Annotated in this window: 21 protein-coding genes; 11 read left to right on the top strand and 10 right to left on the bottom strand. The window is 73.5% G+C overall.

The genetic code is table 11. The features are described 5' to 3' along the window. Positions 1–58: 58 nt before the first annotated feature. Positions 59–1,609 (bottom strand): TROVE domain-containing protein, encoded by a 1,551-nt coding sequence (locus HDA31_RS19735; RefSeq protein WP_178064039.1) that lies wholly within the window; start codon positions 1,607–1,609, stop codon positions 59–61. Between the two features lie 446 nt (positions 1,610–2,055). On the opposite strand from HDA31_RS19735, the gene HDA31_RS19730 reads away from it, so the two are divergent. Both HDA31_RS19730 and HDA31_RS19725 read left to right on the top strand, forming a co-directional pair. Further along, positions 2,056–2,340 carry a type II toxin-antitoxin system Phd/YefM family antitoxin gene (locus HDA31_RS19730; RefSeq protein WP_178064040.1) on the top strand — a complete coding sequence of 95 codons (285 nt, stop codon included), beginning with the start codon at positions 2,056–2,058 and terminating at the stop codon, positions 2,338–2,340. Beyond that, a complete protein-coding gene (locus HDA31_RS19725; RefSeq protein ID WP_178064041.1) occupies positions 2,337–2,591 on the top strand; it encodes a Txe/YoeB family addiction module toxin in 255 nt (84 codons plus the stop codon). Before HDA31_RS19730 ends, HDA31_RS19725 begins: the two co-directional genes overlap by 4 nt. A gap of 42 nt (positions 2,592–2,633) precedes the next feature. Here the strand turns inward: HDA31_RS19725 and HDA31_RS19720 are convergent, their stop codons facing one another. From HDA31_RS19720 to HDA31_RS19695, 6 genes are read right to left on the bottom strand one after another with little or no spacing between them, the layout of a single operon-like run. Further along, positions 2,634–3,587 (bottom strand): class I mannose-6-phosphate isomerase, encoded by a 954-nt coding sequence (locus HDA31_RS19720; RefSeq protein WP_178064042.1) that lies wholly within the window; start codon positions 3,585–3,587, stop codon positions 2,634–2,636. Beyond that, positions 3,584–4,789, bottom strand: a complete 1,206-nt coding sequence (locus tag HDA31_RS19715; protein ID WP_178064043.1) for an ADP-dependent glucokinase/phosphofructokinase — start codon at positions 4,787–4,789, stop codon at positions 3,584–3,586. The genes HDA31_RS19720 and HDA31_RS19715 overlap by 4 nt, the downstream gene beginning before the upstream one ends. Position 4,790: 1 nt before the next feature. After that, on the bottom strand, positions 4,791–5,654 hold the full coding sequence (locus HDA31_RS19710; protein ID WP_178064044.1) for a ketose-bisphosphate aldolase: 864 nt from the start codon (positions 5,652–5,654) through the stop codon (positions 4,791–4,793). A 34-nt stretch (positions 5,655–5,688) separates the two neighbouring features. Continuing rightward, positions 5,689–6,531, bottom strand: a complete 843-nt coding sequence (locus HDA31_RS19705; RefSeq protein WP_178064045.1) for a carbohydrate ABC transporter permease — start codon at positions 6,529–6,531, stop codon at positions 5,689–5,691. Position 6,532: 1 nt separating this feature from the next. After that, positions 6,533–7,489, bottom strand: coding sequence for a carbohydrate ABC transporter permease (locus tag HDA31_RS19700; protein WP_178064046.1), 957 nt, complete (start codon positions 7,487–7,489; stop codon positions 6,533–6,535). 55 nt (positions 7,490–7,544) lie between these two features. Next, entirely contained in the window at positions 7,545–8,834 is a 1,290-nt protein-coding gene (locus HDA31_RS19695; RefSeq protein ID WP_178064047.1) for an ABC transporter substrate-binding protein, read from the bottom strand. Between the two features lie 294 nt (positions 8,835–9,128). Between HDA31_RS19695 and HDA31_RS19690 the strand changes: the two genes are divergently transcribed. Next, positions 9,129–9,968: a DeoR/GlpR family DNA-binding transcription regulator gene (locus HDA31_RS19690; protein ID WP_074478973.1), complete on the top strand. Its 840-nt coding sequence runs from the start codon at positions 9,129–9,131 to the stop codon at positions 9,966–9,968. A 70-nt stretch (positions 9,969–10,038) separates the two neighbouring features. On the opposite strand, the gene HDA31_RS19685 is transcribed toward HDA31_RS19690, so the two are convergent. Together HDA31_RS19685 and HDA31_RS19680 are read right to left on the bottom strand one after the other, a co-directional pair. Further along, positions 10,039–10,959: an aldo/keto reductase gene (locus tag HDA31_RS19685; protein ID WP_178064048.1), complete on the bottom strand. Its 921-nt coding sequence runs from the start codon at positions 10,957–10,959 to the stop codon at positions 10,039–10,041. A 9-nt stretch (positions 10,960–10,968) separates the two neighbouring features. Further along, complete coding sequence (locus tag HDA31_RS19680; RefSeq protein ID WP_178064049.1) at positions 10,969–11,892, bottom strand: oxidoreductase; 924 nt, start codon at positions 11,890–11,892, stop codon at positions 10,969–10,971. A gap of 85 nt (positions 11,893–11,977) precedes the next feature. Here HDA31_RS19680 and HDA31_RS19675 point away from each other — a divergent pair, with 85 nt between their 5' ends. The 4 genes from HDA31_RS19675 to HDA31_RS19660 all read left to right on the top strand — a co-directional run bounded on the left by HDA31_RS19675 (position 11,978) and on the right by HDA31_RS19660 (position 16,527). Continuing rightward, on the top strand, positions 11,978–12,553 hold the full coding sequence (locus HDA31_RS19675) for a TetR/AcrR family transcriptional regulator (protein WP_219825017.1): 576 nt from the start codon (positions 11,978–11,980) through the stop codon (positions 12,551–12,553). A gap of 67 nt (positions 12,554–12,620) precedes the next feature. Further along, positions 12,621–13,427 carry an SDR family NAD(P)-dependent oxidoreductase gene (locus HDA31_RS19670; protein WP_178064050.1) on the top strand — a complete coding sequence of 269 codons (807 nt, stop codon included), beginning with the start codon at positions 12,621–12,623 and terminating at the stop codon, positions 13,425–13,427. Between the two features lie 92 nt (positions 13,428–13,519). Beyond that, positions 13,520–15,052, top strand: a complete 1,533-nt coding sequence (locus tag HDA31_RS19665) for a COG1361 family protein (protein ID WP_178064051.1) — start codon at positions 13,520–13,522, stop codon at positions 15,050–15,052. Positions 15,053–15,426: 374 nt separating this feature from the next. Beyond that, a complete protein-coding gene (locus HDA31_RS19660; protein ID WP_376701398.1) occupies positions 15,427–16,527 on the top strand; it encodes a lytic polysaccharide monooxygenase in 1,101 nt (366 codons plus the stop codon). Positions 16,528–16,594: 67 nt separating this feature from the next. Here HDA31_RS19660 and HDA31_RS19655 read toward each other — a convergent pair whose 3' ends face one another. Continuing rightward, positions 16,595–17,974, bottom strand: coding sequence for an MBL fold metallo-hydrolase (locus HDA31_RS19655; RefSeq protein ID WP_178064052.1), 1,380 nt, complete (start codon positions 17,972–17,974; stop codon positions 16,595–16,597). 255 nt (positions 17,975–18,229) lie between these two features. Between HDA31_RS19655 and HDA31_RS19650 the strand changes: the two genes are divergently transcribed. The 4 genes from HDA31_RS19650 to HDA31_RS19635 are packed head-to-tail and all read left to right on the top strand — an operon-like array spanning position 18,230 to position 21,721. Beyond that, positions 18,230–19,639: an MBL fold metallo-hydrolase gene (locus HDA31_RS19650; RefSeq protein ID WP_178064053.1), complete on the top strand. Its 1,410-nt coding sequence runs from the start codon at positions 18,230–18,232 to the stop codon at positions 19,637–19,639. After that, the gene (locus tag HDA31_RS19645) at positions 19,636–20,265 is read left to right on the top strand and encodes a rhodanese-like domain-containing protein (protein WP_178064054.1); all 630 of its coding nucleotides are present in this window, start codon (positions 19,636–19,638) and stop codon (positions 20,263–20,265) included. Before HDA31_RS19650 ends, HDA31_RS19645 begins: the two co-directional genes overlap by 4 nt. Then, a complete protein-coding gene (locus HDA31_RS19640; protein ID WP_178064055.1) occupies positions 20,262–21,170 on the top strand; it encodes a sulfite exporter TauE/SafE family protein in 909 nt (302 codons plus the stop codon). Before HDA31_RS19645 ends, HDA31_RS19640 begins: the two co-directional genes overlap by 4 nt. A 59-nt stretch (positions 21,171–21,229) precedes the next feature. Next, entirely contained in the window at positions 21,230–21,721 is a 492-nt protein-coding gene (locus tag HDA31_RS19635) for a PH domain-containing protein (RefSeq protein WP_178064056.1), read from the top strand. Positions 21,722–21,748 lie beyond the last annotated feature (27 nt).

The raw sequence follows: 21,748 nt of genomic DNA, 5'->3' as shown, positions 1-21,748 counted from the left end.
CCGACGGGCCCCGGCCGATCGCTGACGATCGACCGGGGCCCGCCCGTCGTCGGGGCCGTCAGAACGGCCACCGGTCGTGGGACCCGGCCTCGACGAGGGGGATCATCGCGAACGCGGCGTCGGACAGGCCGCCGAACGTGTGCCGGTTGCCGCCCGTCGGCGCGTGCCCGACCCGGTAGCCGACCAGGTTCCAGGTGTACGTCGGCACGTGGGCCGGCACCGCGCCCGTGACGTCGGGCGCGCCGTGCCAGTGCGCCTGCTCGTCGGTGAGGACGACCACCCGGTCGTGCCCGGCGTAGTGCCGCCGGATCGCCTGCTCGGTCTGGGTGCCGCCGCCGTAGAAGTAGCCGCCCTCGCGGAACCGGCGCACCGCCGCCAGCACCGACTCGCCCGTCACGGCCGGGAACACCCGGCTGGCGTGGGAGAACGACACCACCGTCGCGTCCCGGGCGCGGGCGGCCAGCGCGAGACCGAACACGGTCGCCGCGTCCCAGCAGCGCAGCGTGCCGTCCCGGCTGAACGTGCTGTTCATCGACCCCGACGTGTCGATCAGGATCAGGGTGCGGCCGTCCAGGGCGGGCACGTTCGCCAGCGCCTGCTGCAACGCCCGCTCCAGCGGGTACGCCCACCGCAGGCTCGGCGCGGCGTTGTAGGCCGACAGGAAGCGCATCGGCAGCACGCGCGAGCGCGCGACCTCGCCCGGGTCGGACAGCTTCGCCGCCACCGCCTCGGCGACCGCGTCGCCGACGCCGGCCTGGTCGAAGTTGCGCAGGTTGCGCAGCAGCGCCAGGTAGCCCATGGTCGGGATGATCGCCTCCCAGGCGGCGGCGTCCATGGGGGCCTGCCGCCAGCCGGCGAGCGCCTCCCAGCTCATGCCGGCCGCGCCGAGCACCGCCGGGTCGGTGACCTCCTGTCGCCGCTGCACGGGCAGGGCCATCAGCCCGGCCCGGGCCGCCAGCACGGTCAGCGACTCCGGCAGCGGGTTGTCGCGCTTGTGCCGCCGGTCGAGGGCGTGCCGGAACAGGTCGCCCTGCCGCTCGTCCCGCGCGACCGGATGGGTCAGCTCGATGACGTCGCCGAACCGCACGGCGTCGCCCTCGGAGTCGTACCTGAGCAGGCTGCGCTCGTGGTAGAGCCGCACGACGGCGTCGGCGACGCCCCGCTTGACGGGCTTCGGCAGGGCCCGGCCGTAGCGGCCCAGCCAGTACGCCAGCGCCTCGCCCGGCTCGTCGGCGCGCTGCAACGCCGCCCCCACGACCGCCCGGGAGCCGGGCACCCCGGCCGCGACCTGCGCCCGGGCGCCCTCCAGCGCGGCCACCACGGACGCCGAGCGCAGCAGCGCGCCGGTGCGCAGCCACGGCACGAACCGCGCGAACCAGTCGGGGTCGGCGACCGCGACGGCGGCGACCAGCCCACGGAACCGGGCGTCCCGGTCGGCGGCGGCCTCGTAGAAGGTGTCGGCGCCGACCATGTTGGACACCGCGAGCAGGAACAGCTCGGCCCGCTGCCCGCGCAGGAACCCCGGCGCGCCCTCGGCGGTCATGGCCTTGGCGGCCGGGCGGTCGGCCCCGGGCCGGTGCCGGCGCAGCTTGAGGTTGAACCTGGCCATCACGTCCCCCGTGTCGGTCGAAGGCGGGGAGCCGCCGGCACACCGCACACCCGAGACCGAAGTCGGCGACGGACTTGTGCCCGCTGCTCTTTCCGGTTGAGCTAGCACGCCGGGGCGTGCGGGGGACTCGAACCCCCAACCCGCGGATCCGAGAAGTAACCGTTGCCTGCGCACCGGGTGTGCGGCGTGCCGACGCCTCCCGAGATCAAATCGGCGACGGCGACTGGCCCTCGCGGGCCAAGGTGACCTGGGCCGCTGGTCGACACCGCCGAGCGGCGGTGGCGGGATTCGAACCCGCGTCTCCCCGTTGGAAGCGGAAGTAGCCGTTGCCTGCGCACCGGGAGGTGCCGGAGGAAAGGGTAGGGGAGCCCGGTGGGGCCGGCAAACGGATTCGGACCTCGCCGCCTCGTTGTACAATTTCTTGTACACCACGCCAGGGAGGCATCATGCGCATGGTCCCCTACTCGGAGGTCCGGCAGAACCTCGCCAAGCTGCTCGACCATGTGGTGGACGACGCCGAGGAGGTGGTCGTCACCCGGTCGGGTCGTGAGGCCGCCGTCATCATCTCGCTGCGTGAGTACGAGTCGCTGAAGGAGACGGCGTACCTGATGGCCAGCCCCGCCAACGCGCGCCGCCTGAACGAGGCCGTCGAAGAGCTGCGCAACGGGGGCGGGGAGATGCACGACCTGATCGACCCCGATGCCAGTGCAGGTGAGGCGTCGGCGGCGTGAAGGTCCAGTTCGCCAGCCGAGGGTGGGAGGACTACCAGGCCTGGCAGCGGGACCGCCCGATGCTCAAGCGGGTGAACACCCTGATCGAGGAGATCCGGCGCAACGGCCACCAGGGCATCGGGAAGCCGGAGCAACTCCGGGGCAACTGGTCGGGATTCTGGTCGAGACGCATCGACCAGGAACACCGCCTGGTGTATCGGATCGTCGACGACACCGTGCAGATTGCGCAGTGCCGCTACCACTACGAGTGAACAAGCCGCGCCGCAACGGGGCTGGCGTCGCTGCGGCGCGGCTCAGGCGGCGGGTGCCGCCAGGCGGATCGCCTCGACCGCGCCGTCGAGCCGCAGCGGCCCGGCGGCGTGGGGGACCAGCAGCGTGTCGCCCCGGCGCACCGGCAGGTCGTCCCGCTCGCCGGTGAGCCGCCCCGCGCCGGCCACCACGACCAGGACCGCGAAGCCCTGCGCCAGGCGGTCGCCGCCGCGCACCCGGTCGGCGGCGAAGAACTCGTCGGCGGCCTCGGGCAGCAGCCGCGCCCCGGCGCCCCGCAGCCCGGCGAGGCGCGCAGGCGTCCACGCGCCCCGGTCGACGCAGTCCAGGGCCAGGTCGTAGCCGAGGCCCAGGTGCCCCTCGGTCAGGCCGAAGCCCTCGTATTCCAGGAGCACCGAGTAGTCGGTCGGCTCCTGGACCTCGACCATCAGGATGCCGTCGCCGATCGCGTGCGGCAGCCCGGCCGGGCAGAGGATCGCGTCGCCGGCCGCCACCGGGACCCGGTTGGTGGCGGCGAGCATCCGGTCGACCTGCTGGCCGGCGACCCAGCCGGCCAGCTCGTCGGCGGCGACGTCGCGGGCGAACCCCAGGTGGACGTACGCGTCGGGGCGCGCGGAGACGATCACCCACGCCTCGGTCTTCCCGTAGGGGGAGGCCAGGTGCGCGGTGGCGAAGCGGCGGTCGGGGTGCACGTGCAGCGGCAGCCGCTGGCCGGCGTCGAGCAGCTTCACCAGCACGCCGGTGTCGGTGCGGCGCGGGCCGAGCCACCAGCGCGGGTCGGCGGCGACGGCCTCGGCGAGCACCCGCCCGTCGGGCAGGGTGGACAGCCCGGCCGGGGCGAGCCCGAACCGGCTGGTCACGGAGCCCACCCAGTCCTCGGGGCGGTCGGGCAGCGCCGGCGCGTCGCGGAACCGCGCGATCCGGCCGGCGCCCCGGTAGAACGTGTCGGGCTGGTTGGCGGGCAGCGCCTCGATGGTCATCGTTCCTCCTGGCGGACGAGCGCGGCGAGGAAGCCGCCGACGAAGGTGTCGCCCAGGCCGATGGTGGTGGGGTCGGCGACGTCGAGGGCGAACCCGGGGACGCAGTGGACCCGGTCGCCGAGCCGCTCGTGCAGCGCGGCGGCGAAGGCGACGGACTCGGGCCGGCGGGGCTGCCGGCGCAGCCGGTCGACGTCGGCGTCGGTGAAGTCGTCGCCGTGGGCGTAGCGGGTCGCGGCCAGCAGGGTGCCGGTGTCGAGGGCGTCTGCGTAGCGGCGGGCGTCCGCGCCGAGCGCCGCCGCCCAGTACTTCGTGTGCAGCACCAGCGTCGGCGCGGGGACGAGGGCGTGCACGGCGGTGAGCGCGTCGGCGACCTGGTCGGGCGAGAGCAGGTCCACCGCACGCCCGAGGTAGGACTGCAACTCGTCCTCGTTGAGCCCGTACACGTCGATCGCGTCGAGCAGCGCGTCGCGGACCCGGCGGCTGAAGGCGGGCTCGTGGTAGGCCGCGTCCTCGAAGTAGGTCACCGCCTCAGGCGGCAGCCGCCGCATGTGGGCGCGCAGCTCGGCGAGCCGCCGGTCGAGTTCGGCCGCGTCGCGCATGGCGTTGAAGCCGGAGATCAGGAACACGTCGGCGCGGCCGAGCCGGTCGCCGAGGTCGCCGGTGAGCAGCAGCGCGCTGTTGGCCGGGTCGTTGACGTAGATCAGCCGGTTGGGGAACGGCGCGGTGACGTCGATGTCGCCGGCCCGGATCCGCAGGCCCTGGTGGTATTGGACGATCAGGTGGGGATGGTAGGTGTCCGCGACGCCGCTGGAGACGTACGCGGTGCCGGCCGGCAGCAGCCGCCGGACGGTGTCGTTGACGCTGACCAGGTGCAGCGTCGACGGCACGCCCAGCCGGCTGAGCAGGATCCCGGCCCGCACGGAGGTGCCGCCCAGGGTCGTGCGGTGCGGGAACCGGTCGGCGAAGGTCTCCAGGGCCGGGGCGGCGGCGACGAAGTGCTCGCCGCCCCGGCCCTGGGCCACGTAGCCGAGGATGGACACCACGAGGTCCCGCTCGCTGTTCACGGCGGTCGGCGGCGTCGCCAGTTCGGCGGCGGCGATGCCGTAGTCGGTGACCAGCCGTTCCAGGACGTCGGCGGTCAGCGTCAGCTCCTGGTCGACGCAGCCGCCGAGGCCGAGGACCACCCGGGAGGCGTCGGCCATGTCAGTAGAGCGAGCCCTTGCCGGTGGCGCCGAACAGGTCGATCTTGTGCGCGGCGACCTCCTTCATGGCGTCGAGGCAGGCCGGCTGGATGGCGTTGGGCTCGCGCACCTTCGAGTCGCTGCCCAGCACCTCGCGCATCTTGTCGTGGTAGGCGACCTTGATGTCCGTCGAGATGTTGATCTTGTTGATGCCGATCCGGGCCGCCTCGCGGATCTCGTCGTCCGGGTTGCCGGAGCCGCCGTGCAGCACCAGCGGGATCCCCACCCGGCTCTTGATCTCCTTGAGCAGGTCGAGCTTCAGCTCCGGCTTGAGGTGCGCCGGGTAGAAGCCGTGGAAGGTGCCGATCGCGATGGCGAGGCTGTCCACGCCCGTGGTCTTCACGAAGGTGACCGCGTCGTCCGGGTCGGTGTAGATGATCTCGGCCGCGCCGGCCTCGGCGTAGCTGTCGTTGCCGCCGATCGTGCCCAGCTCGCCCTCCACCGACACGCCGAGGACGTGCGCGGAGTCGGTGACCTTCTTGGTGATGGCGAGGTTCTCGTCGAACGGCTTCAGCGAGCCGTCGATCATCACGGACGTGAAGCCGTACTGGAACGCCTGGAGCATCTGCTCGTAGGTCGCGCCGTGGTCCCAGTGGATCGCGATCGGGACGGTCGAGCTGTGCGCGCGCTCGATGATGCCGGTGATCATCTCGCGGCCGATGTGCCGCACCTCGTCCGGGTGGATCCCGACGATCAGGGGAGCGTTCTTCTCCTCGCTGATCTCCACGATGCCCCGGAACATGGCCCAGTCGCTGATGTTGAACGCGGGCACGGCGAAGCTGTGCTCGTTGGCGACGTCCAGGATCGTCTTGCCGGTCGTCAGCATGTCGGTGTTGCTCCTTAGTGCAGAGAGGGTGTGGTCAGGCCTTCACGGCGCCGGCGGTGAGGCCGCCGATGAAGCGCCGCTGGAAGAGGAGGAAGAGCACCAGGACCGGGATGGAGCCGAGGATGCTCATCGCCATCATCTGGTTCCACTCGTACGAGTGCTGGCCCATGAGCATCTGGATGCCGATGGGCACCGTGCGCATGTCGTTGGTGCGGGTCAGCGTCAGCGCGAACAGGTACTCGTTCCACGAGATCATGAACGTGTAGACCCCGACCGCGATGAGGCCGGGCACCGAGACCGGCACGAGGATGCGCCACAGCGCCGTCCAGCCGGTGCCGCCGTCGACCTTGACCGACTCGTCCAGCTCCTTGGGCAGGGTGTTCAGGTACGCGGTGGTCATGATGATCGCGTACGGCAGGGTGAACACCATGTGGGTGAGGATCAGGCCGGGATAGGTGTTGTAGAGGCCGAGCGCGACGACGAGCCCGAAGTAGGGGATGACCAGCGTGATCGGCGGCACCGCCTGGACGCTGACGATCACGGCGTTGATGGTCCGCTGGAACGGGAACGTGAAGCGGCTGAACGCGAAGCCCGCCAGGACGGCGACCAGCAGCGTCAGCAGGGTCACCGCGCCGGCCACGATGTAGCTGTTGAGGAAGAACCGCAGCTGCTCGCCGTTGCCCAGGATCTCCCGGTACGCGTCGAACGAGAAGCCCTCGGTGATCAACTGCGGCGGGTTTGCGAAGACCTCCCCGTTGCCCTTGAACGAGGTGGAGAGCATCCACAGCACCGGTAGGGCGGCGAACAGCCCGCCGAGGACGAGGCCCGTGACGACGCCGGCCTTCGCGAGGGTGTGCCGCCGCTTGACGCCTGCCATCTCACCGCTCCCTTTGCTGCTGGCGAACGTAGAAGAAGGCCAGGACCATCGTCAGCAGCAGCACGATCACGGCGGCGGCCGAGGCGGTCGCGAACTCGTATTCGCTGAAGGCCTGCTTGTAGGTGTAGGTGCTGAGCATCTCGGTGGTGTTCAGCGGCCCGCCGCCGGTCATCATCCAGATCAGCGCGAACTGCTGGGAGGTCCAGATCAGGTCGAGCACCGCCATGCTGATGATCACGGGCCGCAGCTGCGGCAGCGTCACGTTGAGGAACCGCCGCAGCGGTCCGGCTCCGTCCACGGCGGCCGCCTCGTACAGGTCGGCCGAGATGCCCTGCAACGCGGCGAGCAGGCTGATCATGAAGAACGGGTAGCCGGACCAGACGTTGGCGAACGTGACCGCCCAGAGCGCGGTGCTCGGGTCGCCGAGCCAGTTCACGCCCTCCTGCACGAGGCCGAGCGTCTGGAGCACGTAGTTGACCACGCCGGCCGGGTCGAGCAGCAGCCGCCAGATCACCGCGATCACCGCGATCGTGAACAGCCAGGGCAGGATGTAGACGATCCGGAAGACCGCCTTGGTGACCCCGCTCAGCAGTTGCGTGTTGAGCATCAACGCGAAGCCGAGGCCGAGGACCAGGTGGGCGACGGTGCTGACCGAGATGAAGACGGCGGTGTTCTTCAACGCGACCAGGAAGTCCGGGTCGGTGAGCACCTTGGTGTAGTTGGCGAACCCGACGAGGACCGGGTTCTCCTGGACGATCACGTTGTCCCGGAACGAGTAGCCCACCACCATGACGATGGGGACCACCATCAGGACCATCATCAGCACGATGGTGGGGGACAGGTAGGCGTACGGGATCAGGCGCCGGGCCGGGTTGACGCGGGCCCGGCCCGGGGCGGGCCGCCCGGCCGGCGGCGCGACCGGCGGCGCGGTCACGGGCTCGACGTGCGCGGATGTCATCGCTGTCTCCTTGGTCGGGCGCCGCGCCGGTGGACCGGCGCGGCGCCCGGGTGGACTAACCGATCACCGAGGACCAGGACTCCTGCGACTTGGCCAGGGCGTCGTCGACGCTCTGCTTGCCGGTCAGCACGAGCTGGAGCTGCTCGTCGAAGCTGCGCATGAGGTCCTCGGCCTTGGGCAGGCCGACGAACTCGTTGGCGGGGTAGCCCTGCTTGTAGATGTCGAAGGCCGCCTTGAACAGCGGGTCGCTGTCGCTGAAGTCGGGCTCGGCGTTCTTGTTGCCGGGGAAGCCGTTGGCGATCGTGCTCAGCTTCGCGTTGGTCTCCTGGCTCATCAGGTAGGAGACGAACTTGAACGCCTCGGCCTTGTGCTTGGTGGAGTTGGAGATGCCGATGCCCCACGACGCGTACGGGATGCCGCGCTTGCCGGTGTAGCCGTCCTCGGCCGGCAGGGCCGCCACCTCGAAGTTCAGGTCCGGCTTGTTCTTCTTGATCAGGTTGATGTGCGCCAGCGAGTCGATCATCATGCCGACCTGGCCGTTGCTGAACTTCTCGACCTTGTCCTGCTCCTTCATGGTGAGGGAGCCGGGGGCGATGACGCCGGCGTCGTTGAGGCTCTTGACGTACTCGACGGTGCTCTTGACCTGGGGGCTGGTCAGGTTCGGCTTGCCGTCGGTCAGCATGCTGCCGCCCGAGGCCCACAGCCAGGACATGACGTCGTTCTGGATGCCGTTGGGCACGGCGGTGTCGAGCGGGAGCGCCCAGCCCTTGACGTTGTCGCCGGTGGCGCTGATCTTCTTCGCCGCGTCGAGGAACTCGCTGCGCGTGGCGGGCACGTCCGCGACGCCGGCCTTGGTCAACAGGTCCTTGTTGACGAAGAGCGGGTAGACGAAGTTGACCACCGGGATCATGTAGGTCTTGCCGTCGAGCTGGATCTGGCTGGCGAGCTGGCTGGGGTCGTAGCTCGCGTCCGTCATCAGCTTGGACATGTCGGCGATCGCGCCCTGCTTGGCGAAGTCGTTGACCCAGGCCCCGTCGAGGCCGACCACGTCGGGCAGCGTCTTGGACGCCGCGCCGGTGACGAGCTGCTGCTTGGTGGAGGCGTACGGCGCGCTGAGCAGCTTGATCTTGATGTTCGGGTTCTGCGCGGTGAAGTCGTTGATGATCTTGTCAAAGTCCCCGGCCGGGAGTTCGGCACCCCACCACTGGGCGAACTCCAGCGTGACGGTGCCGTCCGCGGCGGTGTCGCCCGAGTCGCCCGAGCCGCACGCCGCGACGGCGGCCACCGTCGCCGCCACCGTCACCGCCCCTATCAGTCGCTTCAGCCGGGTCGCGCGAGTCGTCATGGCGGGCTCCTTCTATATCTAGATCTTTCTGTTCTGTGCTGTGTTGGCGGCCACGTTAGCAGCGTGTTACGGATGGAGACAAGAGAAGAACGGCAGAAAACAGCGGAGTGCGGCACGGTGCCGCGCTGCAAGGCCGGCTGGGCGGCCGCCGGGCCCGCAAACTACCTGCTTGTGTGCAGGTGAGGGGCGTCTCTGCGGCCCTGCCCAGGCGGGCTGCTCCCTGCGGTTCTGTGCGGTGATGCGCGTGACTGGGTCGCATTTGTGGCATACTGCCGCACTGATGGAGGGAGATCAGTGAGCGAGGACAGGGACGAACGGCAGCGCCACCTGCCCGCCGGGCGCAAGGCTCAGCTTGCCGCGTACGTCGCCGACGCCGGCCAGGTCACGGTGGGCGAGCTGGCGGAGCGCTTCGGCGTCTCCATCGACACGGTGCGGCGCGACCTGGACCAGCTCAGCGCCGAGGGCATCCTCGTGCGCACCTACGGCGGCGCGGTCAGCCTCGCCACGGTCTCCCGCACCGACCGGGCCGTCGACCAGCGGCTCACCTTCCAGGAGCGCGAGAAGGAGAAGATCGCGACGCTGGCCGCGGGGCTGGTCAAGGACGGCTCGACCATCATGATCAATGGTGGGACGACCACGCTCGCGCTCGCCCGCAACCTGCGCCAGCACCGCGACCTCACGGTGGCGACGAACAACCTGCTGGTGCCCGGCGCGCTGCCGCCCACGGCCGTCCGCGACATCTACATCTTCGGCGGCGCGGTGCGCTCGCTCACCCTGGCCACGGTCGGCCCGGTCAGCTTCCGCGCCAACACCGGCGCGGAGCTGGACGTCAGCTGCGACCTGGCGCTGATCGGGGTCGGCGCGGTCGACGCCGACGCCGGCTACACGACGAGCAACCTCGCCGAGGCCGCGATGATGCAGGAGATGCTCTCCCGCGCGACCCGGGTGGCGATCCTCGCCGACTCGTCCAAGTTCGGCCGCCGGCTGTTCGCCCAGGTGTCGGAGCTGGGCGTCGCCGACTACCTGGTCACCGACCGGATGCCGGCACCCGAGCTGCGGGACGCCCTGGCGGCGAACGAGGTGGAGCTGGTCGTCCCGGCGACCCCGCCGCGACCGCGCGAGGCCCGGGGCTAGGCCGCCCGCAGCCACGCGGGCCCGGGGCTGGGCCGCGCGAGGCCCGGGGCTAGGCCACGCGGGCCCGGGGCTACGTCCAGGGCAGCCGCGACCGGTCGGCCCAGTAACGGTCGGCGGGCACCGCCAGGCCCGCCCACCGGGCGGGGTCGCCGGTGGGCTCCTCCTCCGCCCGCAGGTTCGAGGCCAACTGGTCGGCGGTCGCGGCCCCGGAGAGCACGACGGTCGCCCACGGCTGGCGCAGCGCGGCGGCGAGGGCGGCGGCGTCGCCGGGCGCGTGCCCGCCCACGGCGAGGCGGCCGTTGGCCAGCGCCTCCTTCACGATCACCAGGCAGCCGGCTGCGTGCGCCGCGGCCAGCGCCGGGCCGGCGCTGGGCTCCAGGAGGTTCCAGGTGGCCTGCACGCTGCGGAACAGCGGCCGACCGTCGACCCGCACGCCGAGCGCTGCCCGGACCGTCTCGGCCTGCGCCGGGCCGCTGGTCGACAGCCCGACGACCGTGCCTGCGGCGGAGAGGTCGGCGAGCCGCCGGTGCAGGCCCGTGTCGTGCAGCGCGGGGCTGTCCGGGGTGACCGAGTGGATCTGGTAGAGGTCGAGGCGGTCGCCGAGCAGCGCGCGTGTCTCGCCGAGCTGCCGGGTGAACGTGGCGACGCCGTGGTCCTTGGTCTCGTGCACCTCGGCGTCGACCCGCCACCCGGCCGTGTAGGTGTAGCCCCACTTGCTGCCGACGACGACGTCGTCCGCGTCCGGCCGGGCGTGCAGCCACTGGGCGAGGAACTCCTCCGCCCGGCCGTAGGAGCGGGCGACGTCGACATAGCGGACGCCGGCCGCGTACGCCCGGTCGAGCAGCTCGTGGGCGCGGGCCCGCATGGCCTCGACGGAGCGTTCGGCCGGCAGGTCCGTGGCCCGGCCGAGGTTGATGTAGCCCGGCCGGCCGACGGCCGCCAGCCCCAGCCCGATGCGCGAGGCCCCGGCCAGCCGCTCGACGATGTCCATGGCCCCCATCTAACACGCCGGCGCGACGTCCACTCCGGTGAGCTGCGCGGAGCGGGCCCACAGCCGCGCCGCGAGGTCGGGGTCGGTGGCCGCCCCGGTGAGCGTCTCGAACGTCGGCCGGGCCGGGCGTGGCGGCCGACCCGGGCCGAGGTGCCGGCCGGTGGGCGCCGCAGGCTCGGTGGCGGCGTAGAGGATCGACGTCACGGCGTCGTCGACCGGCCGGCCCAGGAGGAGCCCCAGCAGCCTGCCGACGACCCGGTCCAGCAGCGGCGCCTCGCGGTTCAGGTCGGTCCTGGCCACGCCGGGATGGGCGAGCAGGCTGCGCACCGGGGAGCCGGCGGCGCGCAGCCGGCGGTCGAGCTCCAGGGCGAAGAGCACGTTGGCGAGCTTGGAGGTGGCGTACGCGCGGCCCGGTGAGTAGCGGCGTTCGGCGGCGAGGTCGTCGAGGTCGAGGCGGCCGAGCCGGTAGAGGCCGGAGGCGACGGTGACCACGGCCGGGTCGCGCCCCTCGGCCAACCGGTCCAGGAGCAGGCCGGTGAGCGCGAAGTGTCCCAGGTGGTTGGTGGCGAGCTGGCTCTCCACGCCCTGCGGGCCCAGGCGTCGGGGCACGTTGCCGATGCCGCCGTTGTTGACGAGTGCGTCGACGGCGACCCGTTCGGCGCGCAGACCGTCGGCGAACCGGTGCACGGTGTCGAGGTCGAGCAGGTCCAGGTGGCGGACGTCGAGGTCCGCCTTCGGGTGCTCGGCGCGCAGCCGGTCGCGTACGCGCCGGCCCTTGCCGGTGTCGCGGACCGCCATGATCGCGCGGGCGCCGCGTGCGGCGAGGTGGCGGGTGATCGCGACGCCGAGGCCGCTGCTGGCCCCGGTGACGACGACGGTGCGGCCGGTCTGGTCGCGCAGGTCGGTGAGATTCCAGGCGGCGGTGCGGGTCATGGGTCCCTCCGGGGTTAAGTGGATTACCTATCCGATTCAAGGCGACCCGAAGCGGATTGTCAATCCGGTTCGGTAGGCTGTCGGGGTGACCACGCCACGTCGCGCCGACGCCGCCCGCAACCGCGACCGGGTGCTGGCGACCGCCCGCGCCGCGGTGGCCGCAGGCGACCTGTCCCTGCAACACAACGACCTCGCCCGCCGGGCCGGCATCGGGGTCGGCACGGTCTACCGGCACTTCCCGACCCGCCGCGCGCTGCTGGAGGCCCTCGCCGACGACGGCTTCGCCGCGCTGCTCGACGCCGCCCGCGCCGCGAGCCGGCACGCCGACCCCGCCACCGGCGTCGAGATCCTCCTGCGGGCGCTGCTGGCGCGACAACTGGCCGACCCGGCGTTCGCCGAGGTGATCGCCACCGACCCGGCGCAGGACGCCGACCCCGCCACCACCGCCCGTCGCGCCGAGCTCGGCGCGCTGGCCCACGCCGTGCTCGGCGACGCCCGGCGGGCCGGCGCGCTGCGCGCCGACCTCACCGACGACGACCTGCGGCACCTCGTCTGCGGCACGGCCTTCGCCCTGCGCATCGGCGACGGGCCCGACGAACGGGCCGAACGCTACCTGCGGGTCCTCCTCGACGGCCTTCGCCCCGGCGGTCAATCCGGTTGACCGGCCCGTCGCCCCGGGACATGCTGCCGGCGGTCGGCAGGCGACCGACCGGATCGGAGGGCGAACGGTGAGCGGCACGCAGGACGGTCACGTCGCGATCGTCACGGGAGCCAACCACGGCATCGGCGCGGCGGTCGCCCGGGCGCTCGCCCGGGAGGGCTGCGCGGTGCTCTGCGCGTACTGGCCGGTGCACGACCCGGCCGACGCCGGCCTGCCCGACGAGTACCGCCGGAGCCGGGCCCGCGACGCCGGGGCGGTGGTGTCGGCGATCCACCAGGCCGGCGGCCGGGCGCTCGCCGTCGCGCAGGACCTGCGGGCCCCGGAGGCCGCCGGCCTCCTCTTCGACGCCGCCGAGGAGGCGTTCGGGCCGGTCGACATTCTGATCAACAACGCGACCGGCTGGGTCGCCGACAGCTTCGCCCCGGCCCCGGCCGACCGGCACGGCCGGGCGCTGCAACCGGTCACCGCGGCCTCCTGGTCGCAGCAGTTCGCCGTCGACGCGATGGCGCCGGCGCTGCTGATCGGCGAGTTCGCCCGCCGGCACGCGGCGCGCGGCGCGCGCTGGGGGCGGATCGTCGGGCTGACCTCCGGCGGCAGCGGCGGTTTCCCGCAGGAGGTCTCCTACGGCGCGGCCAAGGCCGCGCAGGAGAACTACACGATGTCGGCGGCGGCGGAGCTGGCCCCGCTCGGGATCACCGCGAACATGGTCCACCCGCCGGTGACCGACACCGGCTGGATCACCGACTCCGTCCGGCGGTACGTCGCGGACAGCGGCACCCGCGTGGCCAGCCCGGAGCAGGTCGCCGAGGTGATCTGCCAGCTCGTCTCCGACGCCGCCGCCCTGATCAGCGGCAACCGCATCCAGCTGCGGTGATCCCGCAGCTCGGAACGGGTCCCCACGCCGTGCGCATCCGTGAGAGCCTGGCCGCACCTCGTCCCGTCTTCCCCCGACCGGAGGCATCCGTCATGCACCCGCACCCCGCCCGACGCTGGCTCGCCGGGCTGGCCGTGGCCGGCGCGCTCGTCGCGACCTCCGCCGGCACCGCCGTCGCCGCGGCGCCGGCCGACGAGGTGGCGCTCTACGCCAACGACGTGACCGTCGCCCCCGGTGGCCCGCAGAAGTGGGTCTCGTTGCGCGCGCTGCCCGACCGGGCCTTCGGCACGTACACGGTGCGGGTGAACCGCAGCGCGGTCGCCGCGTTCGCCGAGGTCGCCGAGGACGACCGGGGCTCCTGCACCACGGCGGGCGACGTCATCACCTGCTCGATCACCGACGACGGCGAGGATTCGAGCCTGGTCAGCCTCGCGGTGAAGGCGCGGGCGGGCGCGGAGCAGGGCCGGCAGGGCACCCTGGCGTTCACGGTGACCGCGCCCGGCCTGGGCCCGGCGACGTACGAGTCGACCGTCAGCACGGGCGAGGGGGTCGACCTCGTCGCCGAACGGCAGCTCTCGCTCGACGGTCGGCCCGGCTCCCGGGTCGACGTCCCGCTGGCGGTGACGAACCGCGGCACGACGACCGCGCGCGGCGCGGTGCTGTACCTCTCGGGCTCCTACGGGTTCACCCCGGGCAAGCGCTACCGCAACTGCGAGTACGCCGACCCGGCCCTCGACGACAGCAGCTTCGCCTGCACCTTCGACGACGAGCTGGCCCCCGGCGCGACGGTCCGGGTGGACCCGACGTTCGGCGGGACGATCCCGGTCGACGCGTGGGCCCCGAACCTGCACCACAGCTTCGCCGTGTGGTTCACCCCGGCCGACTGGGCGGAGTTCCGGGCCCAGTACGGTCCGGCCGAGCCGTTCGGCCGCAAGGGCGCCGACGCGGCCCTCGAACTGGTGCCGGCCGGCGGCGCGCAGGCCCGCGCGGCCGGCCAGACCGACACCGGCCCCGTCGACAACGAGACCCGGGTCGCGCTGACCGTCGCCGGTGACCAGCGCGGCGACGCCGCTGCCCAGGGCACCACCGTCACCGGCGCGGTCGGGGCAACCGTGCCGATGACCGTCGGCTACCGCAACAACGGCCCGGCGCGCGTCGGGCCCAACGGCCAGCGCGGGCTCAACGTCGCCACCATCGTGACCCTGCCCGACGGCGTCACGGCCGTGACGGTGTCGAAGTCCTGCGTGGACCCGGACGAGGACGAGTGGCAGCCCGGCAAGCCCGGCGCGCGGGTCTACGAGTGCTCCGCCCGGGGCACGATCCCCGAGGGCGGGCGGGTGACGTTCGAGTTCGCGCTGCGGATCGACCGGGCCGGCAGCCGGACCGGCACGGTGAAGCTGCACACCTTCGACGGCGACGGCCCGGTCAAGGACCTCGACCCGACCAACGACACCGCGAAGATCACGGTCGGGCAGGCCGGCGGCACCGGGGGCGGTGACGACGGCTCGCTGCCGATCACCGGTGTGCCCACCGGCCTGATCGCCGGCCTCGGCGGGCTGCTGGTCGCCGCCGGCGCGGGGGGCTACCTGCTGGCCCGCCGTCGCCGCACCCGCTTCGTCGCCTGATCCGCCGGGTCGGCACCGCCCGGAGTCGTCGCTGACCGCGAGGACTCCGGGCGTCGCGGGCGCTGCGTCGGTGGCCACCTTAAGCGGTTCGGCGAGTCGATCTGCGGCACCCGAGCCTGGTCCGACCACGGCGAGGGCCCCGCCCGGGGGAACGACGGCTTCCCGGCCGACGTCCCCGTCACCGCCGCGACGGTGCCGATCAGCGGCCGGAAGGTGTCCTGGAGCTTCGCACCGAACCGGTTAAGATTGACTGTGTTCTATGCATGTGGGAGTCTGCCAGGCAGAGCCGCAGCGGGAGCCACGCGAGCAGGCGCGGGAGCGGGCAACTCCCGACCGTCCGGGTGTCGTCGTCCGACCTTTCCCTGGAGGGCTCCGTGTCCCATCTCGTCCGACCACGTCGCATCCCCCTCGTGGCGTGGCTGCTCGCCGTCGGCGCGGCCGCCACGCTGCTGCTGACCACCGCGCTGGCCAACCCGGCCGCCGCCCACGGCTCCACCGTCGACCCGGCGTCGCGCAACTACGGCTGCTGGGCCCGGTGGGGCAGCGACTTCCAGAACCCGGCGATGGCCACCGAGGATCCGATGTGCTGGCAGGCCTGGCAGTACGACAGCTCGGCCATGTGGAACTGGAACGGCCTGTTCCGCGAGGGCGTCGCCGGCAACCACCAGGCCGCCATCCCCGACGGCCAGCTGTGCAGCGCCGGCCACACCAGCGACGGCAAGTACAACTCGCTCGACGCGCTCGGCGCGTGGAAGACCACCAACGTCGCCAACAGCTTCAAGGTCAAGCTGTGGGACCAGGCCAGCCACGGCGCCGACTACATCCGGGTGTACGTCACCAAGCAGGGCTTCAACGCCCTGACCAAGCCGCTGGCGTGGAGTGACCTGGAGCTGGTCGGCCAGATCGGCAACACCCCGGCGTCGCAGTGGCCGACCAAGGAGAGCCAGGGCGTGTCGATCCAGGTCCCGGCGAACGCGCCGGGCCGCACCGGCCGGCACATCGTCTACACGATCTGGCAGGCCAGCCACTCCGACCAGTCCTACTACCTGTGCAGCGACGTGAACTTCGGCGGCACCACCACCCCGCCGACCACCCCGCCGCCGACCACCACGCCGACCACGGCTCCGCCGACCACCCCGCCCGCGACGACCCCGCCCGCGACCACGCCGCCGGCCACCGCCGGCTGCTCGGCCGTCTACAAGCCCACCGGGCAGTGGTCCGGCGGCTTCCAGGGCGAGGTCGAGGTGACCGCCGGCAGCAGCCCGATCCGGGGCTGGACGGTCACCTGGACGTGGCCCGGCGGGCAGCAGATCGCGTCCTCCTGGAGCGCCACGGTCACCACCAGCGGGTCGACCGTGACCGCCCGCAACGTCGCCTACAACGGCACGCTGGCGGCCGGGGGGAAGGCCAGCTTCGGCTTCACCGGCTCGGGGGCGGCCAGCACCCCGACGCTGAGCTGCGCCGCGACGGCCTGACCGGCGGCCGGGCCGCCCCCGATCCAATGTCGGGGGCGGCCCGGCCCGTGGCCGCTCCCACCGGCGGTCAGACCTGCGCGTACGCGGCCCGCCAGGCGCCGTAGCCGCCGAGCAGGTCGGAGACGTCCCGCCGGCCGGCGCTGCGCAGCAGGCTCGCCGCGACCGAGGAGCGGTAGCCCCCGGCGCAGTGCACGACCACGGGCCGGTCGGCGGGCACCTCGTCGAGGCGGCGGGTCAGCTCGGCCAGCGGGATGTGCAGCGAACCGTCGACGGCCCCCTGCTCCCGCTCCCCGACGTTGCGGACGTCGAGCACCACCGGCGGCTCGGCGCGGTCGAGCGCGGCGCGCAGCTCCGTCGCCGTGACCCGGCTGGCCCGGCTCGTCTCGGACGCCAGCTCGGCCAGGGTCGCCCCCGCGTCACGCAGGTGGCCGAGGACCCGGTCGAAGCCGATGCGGGCGAGCCGTACGACGATCTCCTCCTCGCGGCCCTCCGGGGCCACGACGAGCACCGCGCGGTCGGGGGCCACCACGCTGCCGGCGGTCTCGGCGAACCGGCCGTCGGCCGGGATGTTGATCGCCCCGGCGACGTGCCCGGCGGCGAACTCGTGGGGGTCGCGGGCGTCGACGACGACCGCGCCGTCGGCGCGGGCCCCGGTGAACTCGGCGGCGGTGAGCGGGCGGGCCGTGGCGCGGGAGTCGAACAGCTCGTGCGCCCGCCGGTTGAGCACGGCGTCGAACGCGAAGTAGCCCGGCGCGGCCGGCTGGCCGCCGGTGACCAGGGCGAGGAACTGCTCCTGGCTCATCGGCGCGCAGGCGTAGTTGGTGCGGCGCTGCTCGCCGATGGTGGACTGCCGCTCGGTGGAGAGGTTCTTGCCGCACGCGGAGCCCGCCCCGTGGGCGGGGAAGACCCGCACCTCGTCGGGGAGGCCCATCAGCTTGCGCTGCACGCTGTCGTAGAGCATCGCGCCGAGCTCCTCGGCGGTGACGCCGAGGGACGCGAGCAGGTCGGGGCGGCCGACGTCGCCGATGAACAGGGCGTCGCCGGTGAGGACGCCGTGCGGCACCGGGTCGGCGGCGTGCTCGTAGACCAGCACGCTGATCGACTCCGGGGTGTGGCCCGGGGTCTCCATGATCTCCAGGGTGACGTCGCCGAGGCTGATCCGCTCGCCGTCGGCGAGCTTGCGGATCGGGTACTCGGTCTCGGCGCGCCGGCCGTAGCCGATCCACGCGCCGGTGGCGGCGGCGACCTCCAGGTGGCCGGCGAGGAAGTCGGCGTGGAAGTGCGTGTTGACCACTCCCTCGATGGTCAGCCCGTGCGCCCGCGCGTCGGCGAGGTATTCGCCGATGTCGCGGCGGGGGTCGACCAGCACGGCCCGGCCGGTGCGCTCGTCGGCCACGAGGTAGGACGCCTGGGACAGGCAGTCGAGGTAGTACTGCGTGAACAACATGGGCCGGTCTCCTCTGCGGTGATGGTCGGCGGTACACCGACTGTAGCGCATACCCCCGGGGGTATGTTCCAGGCCGAAGGTCCCGCCCTTCCCGGGGTGGCCCGGTGGTGGACCGGATACCCCTAGGGGTATGTTCGACCCGGTGGCCGCGGCCCGCATGGCGACGGCGGGCGCGGGTACGTGTGGGGTGCGCCCGGTCCCGGGCGCAGTCCGTCGACATCATACCCCCCGGGGTATATACGAAGGGAGCGCGCCATGACGCCCGACGTGTCCGTCATCGGGACCTCGTCGCTGGGCGACCGCAGCTACCTGGCCTCCGACGGCCGGGTGGCGGTCGTCGTCGACCCGCAACGCGACGTCGACCGCATCCTGTACCTCGCCGGCACGAAGGGCGTGCGGATCACCCACGTGGTCGAGACCCACCTGCACAACGACTACGTCTCCGGTGGCCTGGAACTGGCCCGCCTGACCGGCGCGCGATACCTGGTCGCCGCCGACGACGACGTCCGGTTCGACCGGGACCCGGTCGCCGACGGCGACACCGTCGCCATCTCCGACACCCTGCGGCTGCGGGCCGTGGCCACGCCGGGCCACACCTTCCACCACCTGTCGTACGTCCTCGACGAAGCCGCCGCCGGCGGGTGGCGGCCCGTGGGCGTCTTCACCGGCGGCTCCCTGCTGTTCGGCACCACCGGCCGCACCGACCTGCTCGGCCGGCGGCACGCCCACGACCTCGCCCACCGCCAGCACGACTCGGCCCGCCGGCTGGCCGACCTGCTCCCCGACGGGACGCAGGTGTGGCCCACCCACGGCTTCGGCAGCTTCTGCTCGGCCAGCCAGGCCGACGCGCCCGACTCCACCATCGGCCGCGAACGGCGGGTCAACCCCGTGCTGCGGCTCGCCGCCGACGACTTCGTCGCCGAGACCCTCGCCGGGCTCGACGCCTACCCCGCCTACTACGCCCACCTGGGCGCGGCCAACGCCGCCGGACCCGCGCCGGTCGACCTCACCCCGGTCGCCCGCGCCGACGCCGCCGAGCTGCGCGACCGGCTCGCCGCCGGGCAGTGGGTCGTCGACCTGCGCCACCGCAAGGCGTACGCCGAATCACACCTGGCCGGCACCGTCGCCCTCGGCCTCGACGGGCCGATGTCGACCTGGCTCGGCTGGCTGATCGACTGGGGCGCCCCGCTCACCCTGCTCGCCGAGACCCCCGAGCAGGTCGCCGACGCCCAGCGGGAACTGGCGCGCATCGGCATCGACCGGCCCACCGCCCAGGCCACGGGCGCGCCCGAGCGGTGGGCGGCCCGGCCGGAGCAGCTACGGCGGCTGCCCGTGGCCGACTTCCCCGCGCTCGCCGCCGCCCGCGCCGGACACCCGCCCGCCGGTCTGCCCGCGCCGGACGTCGTGCTCGACGTCCGGATGACCAACGAGTGGACCGCCGGCCACCTCGACGGCGCGGTGCACGTCCCCCTGCCCGAGCTGCCGAACCGCCTCGCCGACGTGCCCGCCGGCACCGTCTGGGTGCACTGCGGCTCCGGCTACCGCGCCACCGTCGCCGCGTCCCTGCTGGCCAACGCCGGCCGGGAGGTCGTCGTCATCGACGACCGGTTCGAGCGGGCCCAGACCCTACCGACCGAGACCGACAACAGGACCGAGGAGACATGAGCACTTCCGAGAACACCCGCCCGGCCACGCCCGACGCCGCCCGGCCCGCCACGCTCGACGCCGCCGGCCTGCGCGAGCTGATCGACTCCGGCCGCGCGCCCCGCCTGCTCGACGTGCGCACCCCCGCCGAGTTCGAGACCGCGCACATCCCCGGCGCGTACAACGTCCCGCTCGACCTGCTGCGGGAGCACCGCGAGGAACTGCGCAACCACCTCGACGAGGACGTGGTGCTGATCTGCCGCTCCGGCGCCCGCGCCACCCAGGCCGGGCAGACCCTCGCCGGGGTCGGACTGCCCCACCTCAAGGTCCTCGACGGCGGGATGCTGGCCTGGCAGGCCGCGCACGCGCCCGTCCGGCAGGGCGTCCCGCGCTGGGACCTCGAACGGCAGGTCCGCCTCGTCGCCGGCTCGATCGTCCTGGCCGCCGTCCTGGGTTCGGTGCTCGTCCCCGGCCTCAAGTGGGTCGCGGCGGCCATCGGCGCGGGCCTCACCTTCGCCGCCCTCACCAACACCTGCGCGATGGGCATGCTGCTGGGCAGGCTGCCCTACAACCGGGGCGCGAGCTGCGACCTCGACACCATCGTCGGCCAGCTCCGCGAGGGCTCGACCGCCGGGCGGCGGCCGTGACCGGCACCCTGGCCCTGACGGTCGGGCTGGCCGTCCTCATCGGCGTCAGCCTCGGGCTGCTCGGCGGCGGCGGCTCCATCCTCGCCGTGCCGCTGCTCGTCTACGTCGCCGACCTGCCGGCGAAGGAGGCCATCGCCACCTCGCTGCTCGTCGTCGGCGTCACCAGCGCCGTCGGCGTCCTGCCGCACGCCCGCGCGCACCGGGTGCGCTGGCGCACCGGCCTGGTGTTCGGCCTCGCCGGCATGACCGGCGCGTACGCCGGCGGCCGGCTCGCCGCGTACGTCCCGGCCGCCGTCCTGCTCACCGGCTTCGCGCTGATGATGCTCGCCACGGCGGTCGCCATGATCCGGGGCCGGCGCGACACCGGGGACCGGCCCGTGCCGCACGAGCTCGCCGTGCCGCGGGTGATCCTCGACGGGATCGTGGTCGGGCTGGTCACCGGCCTGGTCGGCGCGGGCGGCGGGTTCCTCGTGGTGCCCGCGCTGGCGCTGCTCGGCGGCCTGCCGATGCCGGTAGCCGTCGGCACCTCGCTGGTGGTCATCGCCATGAAGTCGTTCGCCGGCCTGGCCGGCTACCTCTCCACCGTCGGCATCGACTGGGGGCTGGCCGCCGCCGTCACCGCCGCCGCCGTGGTCGGCAGCCTCGCCGGCGGCCGGCTCGCCGGGCGCATCCCCGAGGCGGTGCTGCGCCGGGCGTTCGGGTGGTTCGTGGTGGTGATGGGCGTCTTCGTCCTGGCCCAGCAACTGCCCGCCGGGCTGCGCACCAACCCGGCGCTGTGGATCGCCCTCGGCATCGCCGTCGCCGCGGCGGTCACCGTCACCGCCACCCACGGTCGCCGGGCCGCCCCGGCGGAAGGGCCGCCGGCGACCGAGGCCGAGGTGGCGCACGCCGGCCCGCCCGCCTGACCCCGCCGCAGGGACGTCCGGCGTCGGCGCGGCTGGACCCCGGCTGCCAGGATGGCCCCGTGAGGACGTGGACCCGGCCGTACGCGGACCCGACGCGGTGGTTCACCGGGGCGGTCGCCTCGGCCGGCACGATGGTGTGCCTCTTCGTCGGGCTCCAGATCGTCACGCACTGGGAGCGGATCGCCCCGATCCAGGTGCTGCCGGTCGCCGTGTTCTTCTCGGTGTGGCTCACCATCGCATGGCGGCTGCACCGCACCGCGCTGGTGGTCAGCCCCGCCGGGGTGCGGGTGCGGTGGCTGTGGGCGACGCGGACGGTCCCGTGGGAGCGGGTGGGCGGCTTCCGTACCGGGCCCGACCGGCTGGTCGCCGACCGGCTCTGGATCGCGCTGAGCGACGGCACCGAGCTGCGTACCCCGGTGCGCCCGCGTCGGCCCGGGCCGGTCACCCTGCGCGACGGCGGCACGGCCCTCGCCGCCGGGCCCTACGCCGACCTGCTCGCCACGCTCGACCGGTGGCGGGCCGCCGCGCCTCCCGTGGCCCCGCCGGCCTGACGCCGGGCCGCAGGCAGCGGAGCCGTA

Source organism: Micromonospora carbonacea, from assembly GCF_014205165.1.
GTDB classification, from domain to species: Bacteria; Actinomycetota; Actinomycetes; order Mycobacteriales; family Micromonosporaceae; genus Micromonospora; species Micromonospora carbonacea.
This window is presented reverse-complemented; position numbering and strand designations above follow the sequence as displayed.

Excerpts from the sequence above, each read along its gene's own strand:
- HDA31_RS19735 (WP_178064039.1), bottom strand. The coding sequence starts at position 1,609 with ATGGCCAGGTTCAACCTCAAGCTGCGCCGGCACCGGCCCGGGGCCGAC.
- HDA31_RS19730 (WP_178064040.1), top strand. The coding sequence starts at position 2,056 with ATGCGCATGGTCCCCTACTCGGAGGTCCGGCAGAACCTCGCCAAGCTG.
- HDA31_RS19720 (WP_178064042.1), bottom strand. The coding sequence starts at position 3,587 with ATGACCATCGAGGCGCTGCCCGCCAACCAGCCCGACACGTTCTACCGG.
- HDA31_RS19715 (WP_178064043.1), bottom strand. The coding sequence starts at position 4,789 with ATGGCCGACGCCTCCCGGGTGGTCCTCGGCCTCGGCGGCTGCGTCGAC.
- HDA31_RS19710 (WP_178064044.1), bottom strand. The coding sequence starts at position 5,654 with ATGCTGACGACCGGCAAGACGATCCTGGACGTCGCCAACGAGCACAGC.
- HDA31_RS19705 (WP_178064045.1), bottom strand. The coding sequence starts at position 6,531 with ATGGCAGGCGTCAAGCGGCGGCACACCCTCGCGAAGGCCGGCGTCGTC.
- HDA31_RS19700 (WP_178064046.1), bottom strand. The coding sequence starts at position 7,489 with ATGACATCCGCGCACGTCGAGCCCGTGACCGCGCCGCCGGTCGCGCCG.
- HDA31_RS19695 (WP_178064047.1), bottom strand. The coding sequence starts at position 8,834 with ATGACGACTCGCGCGACCCGGCTGAAGCGACTGATAGGGGCGGTGACG.
- HDA31_RS19685 (WP_178064048.1), bottom strand. The coding sequence starts at position 10,959 with ATGGACATCGTCGAGCGGCTGGCCGGGGCCTCGCGCATCGGGCTGGGG.
- HDA31_RS19680 (WP_178064049.1), bottom strand. The coding sequence starts at position 11,892 with ATGACCCGCACCGCCGCCTGGAATCTCACCGACCTGCGCGACCAGACC.
- HDA31_RS19665 (WP_178064051.1), top strand. The coding sequence starts at position 13,520 with ATGCACCCGCACCCCGCCCGACGCTGGCTCGCCGGGCTGGCCGTGGCC.
- HDA31_RS19655 (WP_178064052.1), bottom strand. The coding sequence starts at position 17,974 with ATGTTGTTCACGCAGTACTACCTCGACTGCCTGTCCCAGGCGTCCTAC.
- HDA31_RS19650 (WP_178064053.1), top strand. The coding sequence starts at position 18,230 with ATGACGCCCGACGTGTCCGTCATCGGGACCTCGTCGCTGGGCGACCGC.
- HDA31_RS19645 (WP_178064054.1), top strand. The coding sequence starts at position 19,636 with ATGAGCACTTCCGAGAACACCCGCCCGGCCACGCCCGACGCCGCCCGG.